Origin of the sequence: Gilliamella sp. B3022, from assembly GCF_028751545.1 — a bacterium.
Lineage (GTDB): Bacteria > Pseudomonadota > Gammaproteobacteria > Enterobacterales > Orbaceae > Gilliamella.
Window position 1 is genome coordinate 1,599,096 of record NZ_CP071867.1, and the last position, 16,821, is coordinate 1,615,916.

Below are 16,821 nucleotides of genomic sequence, written 5' to 3' on the forward strand. Positions count from 1 at the left end.
GCGATTTTTTTAGTAAAAAAGATCGATAACTATGAATATATTCCAACGTTTGAAGATTGATCCATTCTTATTGACTCTAATTTGTGTTGTTATCACTGCAAGTTTTTTGCCTTGTAAGGGACAAACTAAAATATTTTTTGGGCATCTTACTACTTTTGCCATTGGATTGTTATTTTTTATGCATGGAGCCAAACTCTCTTTTCAATCTATTATTATTGGCATAAAAAATTGGCGATTACATGTATTAATATTTGTAACGACCTTTGTGATTTTTCCAATTTTAGGCATTATGATGCGATTTTTAGTGCCAACTTTTTTATCACAAGAATTTTATTTAGGCTTTGTTTATTTGTGTGTTTTGCCCGCAACAGTGCAATCGGCTATAGCATTTACTTCGATAGCAAAAGGTAATGTTGCTGCTGCAATTTGTAGTGCCTCAGCATCAACATTGTTGGGTGTTTTTATTACTCCTATTTTAGTTGGGTTATTAATGAATACTCAAGCGATTGCTTCAATGGATATAGTAGATGCAATTACTTCGATAATGTTAAAATTGATGTTACCTTTTATGGTTGGGCATTTATCGCGCCGTTTTATAATCAAATGGATAGACAAATATAAAAATGTTATTTTTAAATTTGATCGTTTATCGATTTTATTAGTGGTTTATGTTGCTTTTAGTGATGCAGTTATTAATGGCATTTGGGCCCAAGTTGGTTTTTTATCATTGTTAACTATAATATTTTTCTCAATTGTATTATTAGTAATTGTATTATTAATCACGACCTATAGCGCAAGACTATTTGGTTTTAGCAAAGAAGACGAAATTACAATTGTTTTTTGTGGTTCAAAAAAGAGTTTAGCTAGTGGTATTCCAATGGCTGGTGTTATTTTTCCTATATCGATTATGGGGATTATGATTTTACCTTTAATGATCTTTCATCAAATTCAATTAATGATCTGTGCTTTTTTAGCTGCCCGTTACGCTAAACGAAAAATGTAAAAATTGTTTTGCTCATTGTCCTATTCTAAAGGATAATAGTGCCGTTAATTAACAACAGAAAGATCTATTATGTTTCATCTATTTTCTGATTTAGAATTTTCAACTATTATATTATTAGTCTTTGCATTACTATTTGTGCTTTTTTATGAGGCTATAAATGGATTTCATGATACAGCTAATGCTGTTGCAACGGTTATTTATACCAGAGCATTGAAAGAACAACTTGCCGTTTTTATGGCTGGGGTATTTAATTTCTTTGGTGTGTTACTTGGTGGCCTCAGCGTAGCTTATGCGATTGTGCACTTATTACCAACCGATTTATTACTCAATGTAAGTTCAACACATGGGCTTGCTATGGTCTTTTCTATTTTATTTGCCGCAATTATCTGGAATTTAGGAACTTGGTATGTGGGCATTCCTGCTTCAAGTTCTCATACTTTAATTGGTTCCATTATTGGTGTAGCACTCGCTAATGCCTTTATTATGGATACATCAATTATTGATGCTCTCAATATTACGAAAATGATTCAAATCTTTTTATCATTAATTATTTCTCCAGTGGTTGGTCTTGTTATAGCTGGTTTAATGATTTTTTTATTGCGTAAATATTGGACACGTAAAAGTCAAAGTAAAAAAAGCAGTAAAAAAAGAGAGCGTATCTTCATGACACCAGAGCAGCGTGAAAAACTCTATGGTAAGAAAAAGCCTCCATTTTGGATCCGCATAATGCTTATTATATCGGCAGCTGGTGTTAGCTTTTCACACGGCGCTAATGATGGACAAAAAGGAATTGGTTTATTAATGTTGGTGTTGATGGGCATTGCTCCTGCTGGTTTTATTGTTAATATGAGTGCTTCAACTTATGATATTACCAATACTCGTAATGCTATCCACAATATTGAAGACTATTTTGTTACTCATAATCAAGATTTGACAACGGTAATTGGCTCTCAATCCACCGTTGATTCTAGTGTACCTATCAGCGATTTGAATCAATATCATTGTGATTATTCGAGTTCATTTATTACATTAAATATTGCTAATAATTTATTTAATAAAATGAATGATTATGAATCTCTTACTGTTGAACAGCGCTCACAAGCTAGACGTATTCTACTTTGTTTATCCGATACGGTTTCACATGTTGCTAAACAACCAAATATTTCATTAGAAGATAAACAATATTTAAAATCGGTCAACAATGACCTGCTTAAAACAATTGAATATGCACCTATTTGGATCATTATCTCTGTTGCTTCAGCGCTTGCTCTTGGTACTATGATTGGATGGCGTCGTGTCGCTGTTACCATCGGCGAAAAAATTGGGAAAAAAGGAATGACTTATGCTCAAGGTGTTTCGGCGCAAATTACCACAGCGCTTTCAATTGGTATTGCTAGTTATACTGGTATGCCAGTATCAACCACTCAAGTTCTTTCATCATCTGTAGCTGGTACAATGATTGTTGATGGTGGTGGTGTGCAAAGTAAAACGATTAAAAATATCGCATTAACATGGATTTTGACATTACCGATTTCAATTTTGTTATCTGCGTCACTTTTTTGGCTTGCTCAAAAATTAATTTAGTAGTAATAATAGAGTATAAATTTAAAATTTAACCTGAGCGTCAAAATAGGAAGGAGTAAAATATCATGGCTTATAAACATATATTAGTCGCAGTGGATTTATCACCTGAAAGTGAAGTTCTTGTTGAAAAAGCTGTTTCTATGGCAAGACCATATAATGCTCAAATTTCTTTGATCCATGTTGGTATTAACTATTCTGATTTATATACAGGGTTAGTTGATATTAATATGAATGATATGAAAGATAAAATCACAGAAGATGCACATATTGCCTTAAATAAACTGGCTGATAATGCTGCATATCCTATTGCACACACGCTTTCAGGAAATGGTGAGTTTGGTCAAGTATTAATAGAAGCGATTCATGAATATGGTGCTGATCTTGTTGTATGTGGTCATCATCAAGATTTTTGGAGCAAGTTGATGTCTTCTGCTCGTCAATTAATCAATAATACACATATTGATACACTAATTGTTCCATTGAAAGATGAAGAACCATCAGTAGAAACTGCAAAATGAGATTTAAATATTAGCCCGCTTTATTAGCGGGTTTTTTATAATATCTATATTGAATTATTGTCAAGAAGTTTGAGGTTAACTATACGTTTAAGTAAAATTATGAATTGACCAATTTTTGCTTATTTATCATATCGATTATGAAAAAGTACTCATATTTCATATTATCGTTAAGCTTATAAGGAGATTTACTATGAATATTGCTTTAGTGACTGGTGCTTCCTCTGGATTTGGGCATGCTATTTGTTGCAAGTTAATAGCTGATGGCTATAAAGTTATTGGTGCTGCCAGGCGAGCAGATAAACTACAGAAAATAGCTGATGAATTTGGGGCAAACTTCTTATCATTACCTTTAGATGTAACCAAAAAAGATGCCGTGGAATCTATTTTATTACAACTTCCTAAAGAGTTTCAACCGATTGATATTTTAATTAACAATGCAGGATTAGCATTAGGATTAGAGCCAGCATACCAAGCAGAATATAACGATTGGGAAACTATGATTGAAACTAATATTATAGGTTTAGTACATTTAACTCACCAAATTTTGCCTGAAATGGTCGAACGTAATTTTGGTTATATTATTAATATTGGTTCGGTAGCAGGTAGTTATGCTTATAAAGGTGGTAATGTATATGGTGCATCGAAAGCATTTGTTAAGCAGTTTAGCGCAAATCTACGAACTGATTTGCTTGGGAAAAAGATTAGAGTGACTAATATTGAGCCTGGCTTATGTGGTGGTACAGAATTTTCAAATGTACGGTTTCATGGAAATAATGAACAAGCGACAGAAGTTTACGAGGGTGTAGATTATATCACACCCGAAGATATAGCAAATACCGTATCATGGTTAGTTAATACACCAACACATTTTAATGTTAACTCAATTGAGATAATGCCGGTTGCTCAAGCTTCAGCGGGATTATCTATTTATAAAGAATTATAATAATAAACTTATTCGGTATTAATTGGCATATATTGTTTATTAAAAATAAAAAACTATGCTCAGTAGACAAAATACACTTGCACTTCTGCTGATGGGTTGCTATCCTTTCTTCTTGTGATTTTGATTGAGGTTTATTGCAATGACATTTTCTGAAGTAACGAAAACATTTGCGACAAGTTTGCCTGGTACCGATAGTTATGTAAAACTACGCAAGGCAATGAGGGCATTGATTCAAGAAGATCCGAAAAATGCATCGGTTTATTTTTTGATATTTGGATTTGCTCGCACTTATGTCATGTTATATGAAGATCAAGAAGTATCACCACAATTTGCCGAAGACAATCAGAAATTAATGTTATCGTACCTCAATATTCTGGATGAAGCATTGAATAAGCAAGATGCACAATGTATATATCAAGCTTTGAATAAAGTTGTTAATGAGTACGAAAACAGCAAAAAAGTTTTTTAAAATTACAGCCTGACATGAAAATGTCGGGCTGTTTTGTTTAGAGTTTAAGAAAAAAGTTTTAGGAAAAATAATGATTATTCCAACCCGTATGACAGGTATTACAGGCACCTTAGGTACTATTACACGATCTAGGGCGGGTTGATTTTTCCCAAATAAATATAAAAAACCCGCTCCTAAAAGGCGGGTTTTTTATTGTATATTGAATATTTTTAAACATTAACTATAGTTAAAAAATAGTGTTATAACATAAGTTATAAGACTAAGGGGTTTTCATAATACCTATCGATATAAAAAAGTCGAATAATTGTATTTTGAATCGTAATGGCATAAATAAAAAAGATAAGTAAGGTGTGATATGAAAGTTTTAAAATTTGGAGGAACATCTGTTGCTAACGCAGAACGTTTTTTGCGAGTTGCAGAAATAATTGAAAATAATGCTAAGCAAGAACAAACAGCTACTGTTTTATCGGCACCTGCTAAAATTACTAATCATCTAGTTGCGATGGTTGAAAAAACGGTTGCCGGACAAGATATCAAAAACAATATTTATGATGCCGAAAAAATTTTTGCTGATTTGTTAGCTGGTCTTGCAAAAGCACAACGTAATTTTTCTTACGAGGAAATGCAACGTTTTGCGTTAAATGAATTAAATCAAATCAAGCAATTGTTGGAAGGAATTCGCTTATTAGGTCAATGTCCCGATAGTATCAATGCATCAATTATTTGTCGTGGTGAAAAACTGTCAATTACTATTATGCAAGAGCTGCTTAAAGCGAAAGGTCATACTATCACCCTAATAGATCCTGTTACAATGCTGATTGCTCAAGGTAGTTACTTAGAATCTACTGTTGATATTCCTGAATCAAGTCATCGAATTGCGCAGCTATGCATTCCTCAACAAAACATTATTTTAATGCCTGGTTTTACTGCGGGTAATGAAAAGGGTGAATTGGTAGTACTTGGCCGTAATGGTTCTGATTATTCAGCCGCAGTTCTCGCAGCTTGTTTAAAAGCAAATAGTTGTGAAATTTGGACCGATGTTGATGGTGTTTACACTTGTGATCCTAGGATTGTACCAGATGCTAAATTATTAAAAACTATGTCATATCAAGAAGCAATGGAACTTTCCTATTTTGGAGCTAAAGTTCTTCATCCTAGAACTATTTTACCTATTGCACAATTTCAAATTCCATGTTTGATAAAAAATACCAATAATCCTGACGCACAAGGCACACTTATTGGTGCAAATGTTGTCGATTCTACCACCCCTGTAAAAGGGATCACTAATTTAAATAATATGGCTATGATTAACGTTTCTGGTCCTGGTTTAAAAGGTATGGTTGGGATGTCAGCTCGAGTTTTTTCGGCAATGTCTTATGCAGGAATATCTGTAGTTCTTATCACTCAATCATCATCTGAATACAGTATTAGTTTTTGTGTACCACAATCTGAACTTTTTCGTGCAAAAGAAGCGTTGAGCGATGAATTCTTTTTAGAATTAAAAGATGGATTACTTGAACCGATTGAAATTATTGAAAGATTGGCTATTATCTCAGTTGTGGGTGATGGTATGCGGACTTTACGTGGATTATCAGCTAATTTCTTTACTGCATTAGCTAGAGCAAATATCAATATTGTCGCTATTGCACAAGGTTCATCTGAACGTTCAATTTCAGTTGTAGTTGATAACGATGTTGCGGTAATGGGTGTCCGAGTTGCTCATCAAATGCTATTTGGTACAGATAAAATGCTTGATGTCTTTATAATTGGTGTTGGTGGTGTTGGTGGTGCACTTGTTGATCAAATTGGTCGTCAACAAAAATGGCTTAAAAACAAACAGATTGATTTGCGGGTATGTGGTTTATTTAATTCAAAACACAGTGTGCTTGATCGAGATGGTATTATTCTTGATAATTGGCGTGAACAAATCAAACAGAGTGAAACGAAATACACGTTAGATAGTATTATTGAATTTGCCAAAAATAACCGATTACTTAACCCAATTTTAGTCGATTGTACTTCAAGCAGCGAAGTATCGGACAAATACGCCGACTTTTTAGCTAATGGTTTCCATGTGGTTACTCCAAATAAAAAAGCAAATACAAGCTCTATGGCCTATTATTTGCGCTTACGCCAAGAAGCAGAAAAAAGTAAACGAAAATTCTTATATGATACTAATGTAGGTGCAGGATTGCCGGTAATTGAAAACTTACAAAATTTACTAAATGCCGGTGACGATCTTATTAAATTCTCTGGGATATTATCTGGCTCACTTTCTTTCATTTTCGGTAAGCTTGATGAAGGAATGTCATTGTCTGAAGCAACTAAATTGGCTAAAGAGAAAGGTTTTACTGAGCCAGATCCTCGTGATGATCTATCGGGAACAGATGTAGCAAGAAAATTACTTATTTTAGCGCGAGAAGCTGGATTACAGCTTGAACTCGATCAAATTAATGTCGAATCTGTGCTACCTACTGAATATTCACAAGGCAATATTGATGAATTTATGATTAAATTGCCGCAATTAGATTCTGAATTTAAAACGAAATCTGAACAAGCTTCAAAAAAGGGAAAAGTGTTACGTTATGTTGGTAGTATAGAAAACAATCAATGTAGTGTTAGAATTGAGGCCGTTGATAGTGAAGACCCTCTTTATAAAGTTAAGAATGGCGAAAACGCTTTAGCGTTTTACACTCGTTATTATCAACCAATTCCATTAGTACTACGTGGTTATGGAGCTGGTAATGAGGTAACTGCTGCTGGTGTTTTTGCTGATATTTTACGTACTACATCGGGTAAAATCGGAGGTTAAATGAGTTATAAATCTTTAACAGTATATGCGCCAGCATCAATGGCTAATATCAGTGTTGGTTTTGATATTTTAGGTGCAGCTATTAATCCGATCAGTGGTGTAATGTTAGGTGATCTTATTACAGTTGAAACTGCAACCGAATTTTCCCTCACAAGTAAAGGAATATTTGTTAAAAAATTACCAAGCGATCCTAAATACAATATTGTATATCAATGCTGGCAGCGCTTTTGTGAAGTAATGGGTAAAACGCTACCAGTCAGTATTACGCTTGAAAAAAATATGCCAATTGGTTCAGGATTAGGATCGAGCGCATGTTCGGTAGTGGGAGCACTGGTTGCTTTAAATGAGTTTTATGATAAACCATTTAATGAGTTTGAAATGCTTTCAATGATGGGTGAACTTGAAGGTCGGATATCTGGGAGCGTGCATTACGATAATGTCGCACCGTGTTATTTGGGTGGAATGCAACTTATCCTTGATGAAATGGGCATTATTAGTGAATCCATTCCACATTTTGATAATTGGTATTGGATAATGGCTTATTCTGGTATCAAGATATCGACAGCTCAAGCACGAGCTATTCTGCCTGCGCAATATCAAAAGGCAGATTGCATCGCTCATGGTCGATATGTCGGTGGTTTCATTCATGCTTGTTACACGAATCAACCAAAACTTGCTGCTGCAATGCTGTGTGATAATATTGCAGAACCTTATCGTAAACAATTATTACCTAACTTTGATGAAACGCAAAATCGTGTCAAACAACTTGGTGCTTTAGCATCTGGTATTTCAGGATCAGGACCGACAATGTTTGTCATTGCTGACAAGCTTGAAACGGCCCAGCAAATTGAATTGTTGCTGAAAAAATGCTATTTACAAAATGAGGAAGGTTTTACCCATATTTGCAAAATAGATAAACAAGGCACAAGAGTGATATAACTTTTTCTACGATAGAAAGAATGAAAGTTTCCAACGTGTTATTGTTAGGTCTACAAATGACTAACAGATAAAATAAACAATATAAGCCTTATAAGCCTTAGGATAATCGGAAAATATTATGAAATTGTACAATTTAAAAGATCATTCACAGCAAGTTAGCTTTGCACAAGCGGTACAACAAGGATTAGGAAGAGGACAAGGTCTATTTTTTCCTCAAAATTTACCAAAATTTTCGCTAAATGAAATAGATACATTATTAGAACTGGATTTTGTCAGTCGTAGTGCCAAGATTTTATCCTCCTATATTGGTGAAGAAATTGGTGATGATGATATGCATAGATTGGTGAAAAATGCGTTTCAGTTTCCTGCTCCTGTCAAATCAGTGGAAGAGGATGTAGGTTCATTAGAATTATACCATGGCCCAACATTAGCCTTTAAAGATTTTGGTGGTCGCTTTATGGCTCAGGCTTTGGTGCAAGTCGCTGCTGACAAAAAAATTACGATTCTAACGGCGACTTCTGGTGATACTGGTGCAGCAGTTGCCCATGCTTTTTATCATCTACCTAATATTCGAGTAGTAATTTTATATCCTGAAGGCAAAATTAGCCCCTTACAAGAAAAGCTATTTTGTACACTTGGTGATAATATTCATACTATTGCGATACAAAGTGATTTTGATGCTTGCCAAGCATTAGTTAAAAAAGCATTTGATGATGAAGAATTAAAAACTGCAATTGGCTTAAATTCAGCTAACTCTATTAACATTAGCCGATTATTAGCACAAGTTTGTTATTATTTCGAAGCATTTGCACAGTTAACTCCAGCACAACGTGAGCAATTAGTAATTTCTGTACCGAGCGGTAATTTCGGTGATTTGACAGCGGGTCTACTTGCTAAAACAATGGGGTTACCAATTAAACGTTTCATTGCTGCAACCAATGCCAATGATACAGTGCCGCGTTATTTGGAAACAGGTAAATGGGAGCCTCATGCAACGGTAGCAACGCTATCTAATGCCATGGATGTTAGCCAACCTAATAATTGGCCACGTATTGAAGAGATTTATAAAAGAGAAGGGTGGGTGCTTACATCACTTGGTCATGCTGCAATTTCTGATGAAATATGCAAACAGACTGTGCGAGAACTTGACCAAAAAGATTACCTTTCTGAACCTCATGGCGCAATTGCTTATCGTGCACTGCGTGATCAGTTACAAAAAGGAGAATACGGATTATTCTTAGGTACTGCACATCCAGCTAAATTTAAAGAAGTGGTTGAAGAAATTCTTGGTAAATCCATTACTTTACCTAAAGCCCTTAGTGAGCGTGCGAATATGATATTACTCTCTCATTACATGCCTGATGATTTTACTAAATTGCGTGATTTTTTGATCAAATTAGATTGGTAAATTGTTATTTCCGTCGTTAGTTTGGCGACGGAGTTTTTTATTCATTATTAGTATTAATCTAATTTATACGATCATTGCTTTATCTTTTTATAATTGTTCTGTTAGTGATAATTTTATGACATTAACATTAATGCTAATCTTGAATTACTATTCACATTCTTTATTTTTGAACATTATGATTGAATAAATCTTTGCATTTTTTGATTTCGCCTGTTGTTTCACTGTAAATGATTGTGATATTTTAAAATATTCAATTTTCTACCTTATTCTTTCGAGCTTATCTTATTATCCGGTCTTTACATTATGACTAAAAACGCTTCAAATTTTATACATTAATCTACGTTTTAACATGCTGGCAATGAAAATAATGATATGAATGAAAGATGTCTTTTTTATTCATATATCACAGGTTTTTAAAGAAAATCAATGAGAAATATTGGATAATTTTAATTATGCTTAAACTAAGCAAAATTATTAATTTATTAATGAAATAATCATTCATTATTGAAACCTTGTTTTAATTGATATTTTCAGCTATTGTAATGTTAATTGTGACGTTATTAGGATGATTTTATGCACTGTCCTTTTTGTAATGCTGATGATACTAAGGTGATTGATTCACGCCTTGTTGGTGAGGGTTTTCAAGTTCGTCGTCGTCGACAATGTGTAGAATGTAATGAACGTTTTACCACATTTGAAGTTGCTGAATTAATTATGCCTAATGTTATCAAAAGTAATAAAGTTCGTGAGCCGTTCAATGAAGATAAATTGCGCAATGGTATAAAACGCGCATTAGAAAAGCGCCCTGTTGCTTTTGATGCTATTGAAGATGCAATTACGCGTATAAAATCAAAAATTAGAGCAACGGGAGAACGTGAAATACCCGCTAAACTTATTGGTAATTATGTGATTGAAGAACTTAAAGATTTAGATAAAGTCGCTTATATCCGTTTTGCTTCCGTTTATTTCAGCTTCCATGATATTGAGCAGTTTAGTAACGAAATCGCTAAACTACAACAAAAATAATTACGTTATATGATTAATGATAAAGATCAATTTTATATGCAGCAAGCAATCGAGCTTGCTAAACTTGGACGCTTTACTACTCCTCCCAATCCGAATGTTGGTTGCGTTATTGTTAAAGATGATAAGATAATCGGCAAAGGTTATCATCAAAAAGCTGGGGAGCCTCACGCAGAAGTGAATGCACTAACAATGGCTAGTGATAAGGCTCAAGGAGCAACAGCTTATGTAACACTAGAGCCATGTAGTCATTTTGGTCGAACTCCTCCGTGCGCTGATGCGTTGATTAACTCAGGTATAACTCGTGTTGTTATTGCTATGCAAGACCCTAATCCAAAAGTTGCAGGTAATGGTATTAAACGGTTAAAAGGCGCTGGAATTGAAGTTATTGTTGGTGTTCTAACTGATCAAGCTGAAGCCATTAATAAAGGCTTTTTAAAATGTATGCGCACAGGCATACCCTATGTCCAACTTAAACTCGCTTCCTCGTTAGATGGAAAGATTGCTATGGCATCGGGCGAAAGTAAATGGATAACTTCAAGTGTAGCAAGACAAGATGTTCAACAATTTCGAGCTCAGGCTGGTTGTATTTTGAGTACGCGAGCAACAGTTCAAGTTGATAATGCCAGTTTAACGGTTAGATATAATGAATTACCTAATGAGATCAGAAAATTTTATTCACAAGAAAATATTCGACAACCTGTTCGCATTATCATAGACAGTAAAAATCGATTAACAGGGAATGAAAATATCTTTAGTCAATCAGCTGAAACATGGATAGTGCGAAAGGAAAATATCCCAATTACTCAATCCAACACTAAGCTGATAATTGAATCTTCAGCTCAAAATCATATAAATTTAGTTGAATTATTAAAGCAATTAGGTAAAAATCAAATTAATTCTGTTTGGGTTGAAGCAGGAGCACATCTTGCTGGTGCTTTGATTGAAGAAAATTTAGTTGATGAACTAATAATATATTATGCACCTAAACTGCTAGGTCATAATGCAAAAGATTTATGTGTATTGCCTCATCTAAGAAAATTATCTCTAGCACCCCAATTTAAATTTGAATCTGTAACAGCAATGGGCGATGATTTAAGAATTATTTTAAAAAGAAAGTAAACTTCATTCTTGATGGTAGTTCAATAACCTTATTTTGAATAACATAACGACTTGAAATAATAAAGTGATTGTTAATAAAATAGAAATAAACTCCCATGAATTCACATTATTTTTCTCATGGGATGGTTATATTAGTTTCCTTGAAGAATTGTTAATAGATCTTCTGGTTTTTTAACTGATTGAATTCGCTCTATTGTGTCTTCATCAATCACAGCTCGCGTAAGTTGTCTTAGCACATTTAAATGTTCATTATTTTTAGCTGCTATACCAACTATAACATAAGCAATGTTGTTATCTTCATCCCATCTTATACCTTGTGGATAGTAAATTACTTTTAAACCAGTTTCAATTATACTATTTCGTTTGTCTGTAGTTCCGTGTGGAATAGCAATACCATTACCTAAAAATGTTGAAATTTGTGCATCACGATCTAACATAGCTTGAGTATAATTATCTTTTACTAAACCAGCTTTAATCATATTTTCTGCTACAGTTTGAATTGCTTGTGATTTAGAATAATATCCATCAATAATTAAAATGTCATCGGCTGTTAGTTTAAAATTATTCATTTTATCTCCTTATTAATTGAACATAACAGAATATTAAATAGTAATTTATTTAGGCATTTTCGTCGTTAATTGTCGGTTTTGATGAATACGCAGTAAACCGAATAATATTGCTCCAACTAACGCGCCAGCAAAAATACAACCAACCCATTGAAATGGATTATTAACTAATGGAAGTACTAAAAAACCACCATGTGGTGCTGGTACTTGTATTTGACAAATAAATGTCAATACTGATGCGATAGCGGAAGATAACATCATGATAGGAATGACATGTAATGGATCTTTTGCTGCAAATGGAATGGCCCCTTCGGTGATATGGGTAGCCCCTAAAATATAATTTACTATCCCAGCGGCACGTTCTTCTTCAGTAAAAATCTTATCTCGAAAAATAGTTGTTGCAAAAGCAATAACAAAAGGTGGCACAATACAAGCAGCCGAAACACCAGCCATAAAGTAGAAATTACCTTCACCCAATAACATAGTACCTGTTACATAGGCAGCTTTATTAACAGGTCCACCAAAGTCGAATGAACACATTGATCCAATAACTATTCCGAGCAGAACTGGATTGGCAGTTTGTAATGATTCAAGGAATGATTTCATTGCATTGTTAATGCCTGCTATTGGTCCACCAAGCCAGAACATACCTGATCCAATTACAAATACACCAATTAACGGCATAATAAAAATGGATTTAAGACCTTCAAATGAACGAGGTAGTTCATTAAGTGATTTTTTGACATAAAGCATCAAGTAACCGGCAGCAAAACCAGCTATAATGCCACCTAAAAAACCAGCGCCAGTAATATTGGCTATTAATCCACCAATAAACCCTGCAACCATCGCTGGCCTTCCACTTATGGAGTAAGCAATAAAAGCTGTAAAGATTGGTACCATTATGTTAAATGCTTGTCCACCTATTTTCATTAATAACGCTGCGAACTCATTGTATTGAGCATTATTTGGATCGGCAGAATAGATTCCCCATAAAAATGATAAAGCAATTAAGACACCACCAGCTACTACAAAAGGCAACATGTTTGATACGCCACTCATTAAATGTTTATAAATTTGGCGTCCTATTGACTCTTTTCTTACGAATTGATTTGATGGTGTCGTATTAATCGTGCTATTTTGTTTTCCTTTACGAATGGGAATCATTCCAGAAGTAATTTGTTCTATTAATGTTGTAGCTTTATGAATACCATCTTTAACGGGAACTTCAATAACGGGCAAGCCATCAAACCGATCGGGGTTAATGTCTTTATCAGCTGCGATAATTACACCAATAGCATTGGCAATATCATCATCAGTAATTGCATTGTCAACACCTCCAGCACCATTTGTCTCAACTTTTATCTGTATTCCTGCTTTTTGCGCAGCGCTTTTTAAAGCTTCTTCTGCCATATAAGTGTGGGCAATGCCTGTCGGGCAACCTGTAACGGCTAATATCTTCTTCATAACATTTCCCTTTTATTTAATTTGGATTACGGCTAGTTTTTCCATATAGGAACTGATTTTATTCAGTTGACCTAAGCCATCAGATTCAGCAACGTTAGCACCAGTTGCTGAGGCTTTTTTCATTGCATTCTCAATATGTTTTTGTTCTGGTAACCACTCGCTTAAAAAAGCTGCTAACGATGCATCACCTGCACATGCAGAGCTAACCAGTTTGATTGTAACGGCATCACAAAACCAAATGTGCTGTCCATTTGAAAAATAGAGACCTTTCGATCCCATTGTTAATAAAATATTTTGAGCACCAAATGAATGTACTGTTTCTATAGCAGTAATGACCTGTTTGATTGTTTGAGTTTTCAATCCAAAAATATCATTTAATTCATCATCATTTGGTTTAATTAACAAGGGATGATAAGTGAGTAATTGCTTTAAATTTGGATGGCTGATGTCCAAAATAACTTGTATATTTTGTGTATGACATAATTCCATGATAGATTGATAATAATCAGATTCAATATTATTTGGTAAACTGCCACTAATGACCAAATAACTATTTTTTTCAAGAGTATGGATAATATTTAGCATTTCTGTTTTTTTATTATCTGGAACAAAAGGTCCTTTACTTACCAATTTATATTCTTTTTGCCCATCGTTAATAAAAACATTAATTCGTGTGATATCGTCAATAAAACAAGGTATCGTATGAATTTGCATCTTAGTTAATTCTTCAACGATATATTTGCCAGTAAAACCACCAAAAAATCCTAATGCACACGTCGGTTTGTTAAATGTATGCAAAACTATTGAAACATTGACCGCTTTACCATTTGGACTGTATTTCGTATGTGATGTACGATTAACCGAATATGGAATTAACTCTTGGCAATGTATATTCATATCAATTGCAGTATTAAGTGTTAATGTATAGATCATTATTTTGGCCTCTATAATTTACCTGCACATCCACAAGTAGTAATAATTTTTTCAATAATCTTTTTCATTGCCGCTTTTGCTGGTTTCATATAATCACGAGGATCGTTAGCATCAGAGTGCTCAATAAAATAGTGTTTTAATGCATTAGAAAAAGCGATTTTCAATTCTGTTGCTACATTGACTTTACAAATACCTCGTTTAATACATTCACGAACATCTTTATCAGGAACACCTGAAGCACCATGTAATACCAATGGAATATCTATCATTGAACGGATCTCTGATAAACGCTCAAAGTCAAGTTTTGGTTCAGATTTATAAAGTCCATGAGCTGTACCTATTGCAATTGCGAGTGAATCTATTCCCGTCCTTTCAATAAAATCGACTGCTTGTTTTGGATTTGTATATAAGGCATCTTTAGCATCTACCATTAAATCATCTTCTACACCACCAAGACGCCCTAGTTCTGCTTCAACACTGACATCATAACGGTGAGCATATTCAACAACTTGTTTTACGATGGCAATATTCTTTCCGAAAGGAAAGTGTGAACCATCGATCATTACCGATCTTATACCAGAATTAATTTTGTAAGCGATATCGTTATATTCTTCATGATGATCTAAATGAATTGCTAAAGGAATGTTGTATTTTTTCGATAATTCTTCAGCAATGGCGATAATATTTTCTGTACCAGCATAACTATAAGTACCAGGTGTTCCAGCTAAAATAACTGGTGACTGTAATTCAGAAACTGTTTCTACAACGACTTGTATGGTTTCTAAATTATGGATATTAAAGGCAGGAACGGCATAATGTTCTTTTTGTGCTTTTTTTAACATATTGTGAGTGGAAATGATAGACATGTGTTTTCTCCTTAAATTTGCATAAATTACCAAACATAATAACTTTTTAATTGAAAGGTATTAATAAAAATTATGCTTGCAAAACGAAAGTTATACTAGTGTTAATAGAGTGAGAAAGATCACAAAAATGGATTTTAATATTCAAAAAATAATAAATTTGTTGCTAAAGTTTAATTTTAGCGGTTAACTACTCATCAGCTATATCAGGTTGTAAAAACAATATAATCTTTCTTAATCCTTTTAAAAGGATTAAGTAATTATTGGAGCAATTAATATTGACCACTAGTAGGATAAATTTTATTATCTTCGCTTTAATAATTATCAGTTATATAGGAAATAAAATTTGGCTAGAGCGTCTTCAGCCCTACTAAAACGTCGATTAGATATTGCCCAAATCGTACGTAAGCAAGGTGAAGTAAAAGTGGATGAGTTATCTGACATGCTTCGGGTCTCGAATGTTACTATTCGACAAGATTTAACTTATTTAGAACAACAAGGATATTTAAAACGTTCTTTTGGAGGAGCGATTTATATTTCTCCAGAAAATTTGATTAATCATACAAATATTGAACCACCAAATTGTATTAATATAGGTATAGAGGGTGGTGAAATAGATTTAGTAAAAAATTGTTTAAATTATATTAATGATGGTGATACTGTTTTTTTAAGTCATGGTAATTCAATTCGAAAACTGATCCCTTTTTTGCATAATAAGAAGTCATTAAGATTGATTATGAATGACATTAGGAATGCTCAATTAGTTAGAGAATTTTCTGATGCAGAAGTTATTCTTATTGGAGGGATTTTACAAGATGGAAATACGCTCCAAAATAGTAATACATTAACTCCTATCCTTAACCAATTTCATATTTCGCATTTTATTTTTGAACTAGCAGCTATCAATGCTCATAATCAATTGATGATTGAAAATAGTGAACAACAAAATACTTATCAACAGATATTTAAAAATGCTGATCATACCATTGGTATTATGCCTCAGCGATTTTTATTATCTGATAATTATAGTATTGGAAAATTAAAACATCTGGATGTTGTAATATTATCAAAACCAGCTGTTACTGAATATCATCAACAATTATTAGATTCAGATTTTAAGCAACGTGCTATAAACAAATACTGCATAACTTATCATAATTCAAAGGTAACTTAA

The 16,821-nt window shown here is 33.6% G+C and carries 15 protein-coding genes; 11 read left to right on the forward strand and 4 right to left on the reverse strand.

Annotation, left to right across the window (positions count from 1 at the left end; translation table 11 throughout):
* Positions 1 to 31: 31 nt before the first annotated feature.
* From J4T76_RS07225 to ribD, 10 genes are all read left to right on the forward strand, one after another.
* Positions 32 to 1,003 carry a bile acid:sodium symporter family protein gene (locus tag J4T76_RS07225; protein ID WP_267339941.1) on the forward strand — a complete coding sequence of 324 codons (972 nt, stop codon included), beginning with the start codon at positions 32 to 34 and terminating at the stop codon, positions 1,001 to 1,003.
* A 69-nt stretch (positions 1,004 to 1,072) separates the two neighbouring features.
* On the forward strand, positions 1,073 to 2,587 hold the full coding sequence (gene pitA, locus J4T76_RS07230) for an inorganic phosphate transporter PitA (protein WP_267339940.1): 1,515 nt from the start codon (positions 1,073 to 1,075) through the stop codon (positions 2,585 to 2,587).
* A gap of 65 nt (positions 2,588 to 2,652) precedes the next feature.
* Positions 2,653 to 3,105, forward strand: a complete 453-nt coding sequence (gene uspA / locus J4T76_RS07235) for a universal stress protein UspA (protein ID WP_267339939.1) — start codon at positions 2,653 to 2,655, stop codon at positions 3,103 to 3,105.
* Between the two features lie 190 nt (positions 3,106 to 3,295).
* Positions 3,296 to 4,048, forward strand: coding sequence for an SDR family NAD(P)-dependent oxidoreductase (locus J4T76_RS07240; protein ID WP_267339938.1), 753 nt, complete (start codon positions 3,296 to 3,298; stop codon positions 4,046 to 4,048).
* A gap of 139 nt (positions 4,049 to 4,187) precedes the next feature.
* Entirely contained in the window at positions 4,188 to 4,517 is a 330-nt protein-coding gene (locus tag J4T76_RS07245; protein ID WP_267345368.1) for a hypothetical protein, read from the forward strand.
* A 355-nt stretch (positions 4,518 to 4,872) separates the two neighbouring features.
* Positions 4,873 to 7,329, forward strand: coding sequence for a bifunctional aspartate kinase/homoserine dehydrogenase I (gene thrA / locus J4T76_RS07250; RefSeq protein ID WP_267339935.1), 2,457 nt, complete (start codon positions 4,873 to 4,875; stop codon positions 7,327 to 7,329).
* Entirely contained in the window at positions 7,330 to 8,268 is a 939-nt protein-coding gene (thrB, locus tag J4T76_RS07255) for a homoserine kinase (protein WP_267339934.1), read from the forward strand. It abuts the gene before it with no gap.
* 118 nt (positions 8,269 to 8,386) lie between these two features.
* Positions 8,387 to 9,676, forward strand: a complete 1,290-nt coding sequence (gene thrC, locus J4T76_RS07260; protein WP_267355547.1) for a threonine synthase — start codon at positions 8,387 to 8,389, stop codon at positions 9,674 to 9,676.
* A 573-nt stretch (positions 9,677 to 10,249) separates the two neighbouring features.
* Positions 10,250 to 10,702 carry a transcriptional regulator NrdR gene (gene nrdR / locus J4T76_RS07265; RefSeq protein ID WP_267339932.1) on the forward strand — a complete coding sequence of 151 codons (453 nt, stop codon included), beginning with the start codon at positions 10,250 to 10,252 and terminating at the stop codon, positions 10,700 to 10,702.
* A gap of 9 nt (positions 10,703 to 10,711) precedes the next feature.
* On the forward strand, positions 10,712 to 11,821 hold the full coding sequence (gene ribD, locus J4T76_RS07270) for a bifunctional diaminohydroxyphosphoribosylaminopyrimidine deaminase/5-amino-6-(5-phosphoribosylamino)uracil reductase RibD (protein WP_267339931.1): 1,110 nt from the start codon (positions 10,712 to 10,714) through the stop codon (positions 11,819 to 11,821).
* A 131-nt stretch (positions 11,822 to 11,952) separates the two neighbouring features.
* Here ribD and J4T76_RS07275 read toward each other — a convergent pair whose 3' ends face one another.
* The 4 genes from J4T76_RS07275 to J4T76_RS07290 are packed head-to-tail and all read right to left on the reverse strand — an operon-like array spanning position 11,953 to position 15,650.
* Positions 11,953 to 12,390, reverse strand: coding sequence for a PTS sugar transporter subunit IIA (locus tag J4T76_RS07275; protein WP_267339929.1), 438 nt, complete (start codon positions 12,388 to 12,390; stop codon positions 11,953 to 11,955).
* 45 nt (positions 12,391 to 12,435) lie between these two features.
* Positions 12,436 to 13,851: a PTS fructose transporter subunit IIC gene (locus J4T76_RS07280; protein WP_267339927.1), complete on the reverse strand. Its 1,416-nt coding sequence runs from the start codon at positions 13,849 to 13,851 to the stop codon at positions 12,436 to 12,438.
* A gap of 12 nt (positions 13,852 to 13,863) precedes the next feature.
* Positions 13,864 to 14,784, reverse strand: coding sequence for a 1-phosphofructokinase family hexose kinase (locus J4T76_RS07285; RefSeq protein ID WP_267339926.1), 921 nt, complete (start codon positions 14,782 to 14,784; stop codon positions 13,864 to 13,866).
* An 11-nt stretch (positions 14,785 to 14,795) separates the two neighbouring features.
* Complete coding sequence (locus J4T76_RS07290; protein WP_267355549.1) at positions 14,796 to 15,650, reverse strand: tagatose bisphosphate family class II aldolase; 855 nt, start codon at positions 15,648 to 15,650, stop codon at positions 14,796 to 14,798.
* 343 nt (positions 15,651 to 15,993) lie between these two features.
* On the opposite strand from J4T76_RS07290, the gene J4T76_RS07295 reads away from it, so the two are divergent.
* On the forward strand, positions 15,994 to 16,821 hold the full coding sequence (locus J4T76_RS07295) for a DeoR/GlpR family DNA-binding transcription regulator (protein WP_267339923.1): 828 nt from the start codon (positions 15,994 to 15,996) through the stop codon (positions 16,819 to 16,821).

Coding starts and splice junctions, on each gene's coding strand:
- J4T76_RS07285 (WP_267339926.1), bottom strand. CDS start 14,784: ATGATCTATACATTAACACTTAATACTGCAATTGATATGAATATACAT.
- uspA (WP_267339939.1), top strand. CDS start 2,653: ATGGCTTATAAACATATATTAGTCGCAGTGGATTTATCACCTGAAAGT.
- J4T76_RS07225 (WP_267339941.1), top strand. CDS start 32: ATGAATATATTCCAACGTTTGAAGATTGATCCATTCTTATTGACTCTA.
- J4T76_RS07245 (WP_267345368.1), top strand. CDS start 4,188: ATGACATTTTCTGAAGTAACGAAAACATTTGCGACAAGTTTGCCTGGT.
- J4T76_RS07240 (WP_267339938.1), top strand. CDS start 3,296: ATGAATATTGCTTTAGTGACTGGTGCTTCCTCTGGATTTGGGCATGCT.
- thrA (WP_267339935.1), top strand. CDS start 4,873: ATGAAAGTTTTAAAATTTGGAGGAACATCTGTTGCTAACGCAGAACGT.
- nrdR (WP_267339932.1), top strand. CDS start 10,250: ATGCACTGTCCTTTTTGTAATGCTGATGATACTAAGGTGATTGATTCA.
- thrB (WP_267339934.1), top strand. CDS start 7,330: ATGAGTTATAAATCTTTAACAGTATATGCGCCAGCATCAATGGCTAAT.
- thrC (WP_267355547.1), top strand. CDS start 8,387: ATGAAATTGTACAATTTAAAAGATCATTCACAGCAAGTTAGCTTTGCA.
- J4T76_RS07280 (WP_267339927.1), bottom strand. CDS start 13,851: ATGAAGAAGATATTAGCCGTTACAGGTTGCCCGACAGGCATTGCCCAC.
- J4T76_RS07290 (WP_267355549.1), bottom strand. CDS start 15,650: ATGTCTATCATTTCCACTCACAATATGTTAAAAAAAGCACAAAAAGAA.
- J4T76_RS07275 (WP_267339929.1), bottom strand. CDS start 12,390: ATGAATAATTTTAAACTAACAGCCGATGACATTTTAATTATTGATGGA.
- ribD (WP_267339931.1), top strand. CDS start 10,712: ATGATTAATGATAAAGATCAATTTTATATGCAGCAAGCAATCGAGCTT.
- pitA (WP_267339940.1), top strand. CDS start 1,073: ATGTTTCATCTATTTTCTGATTTAGAATTTTCAACTATTATATTATTA.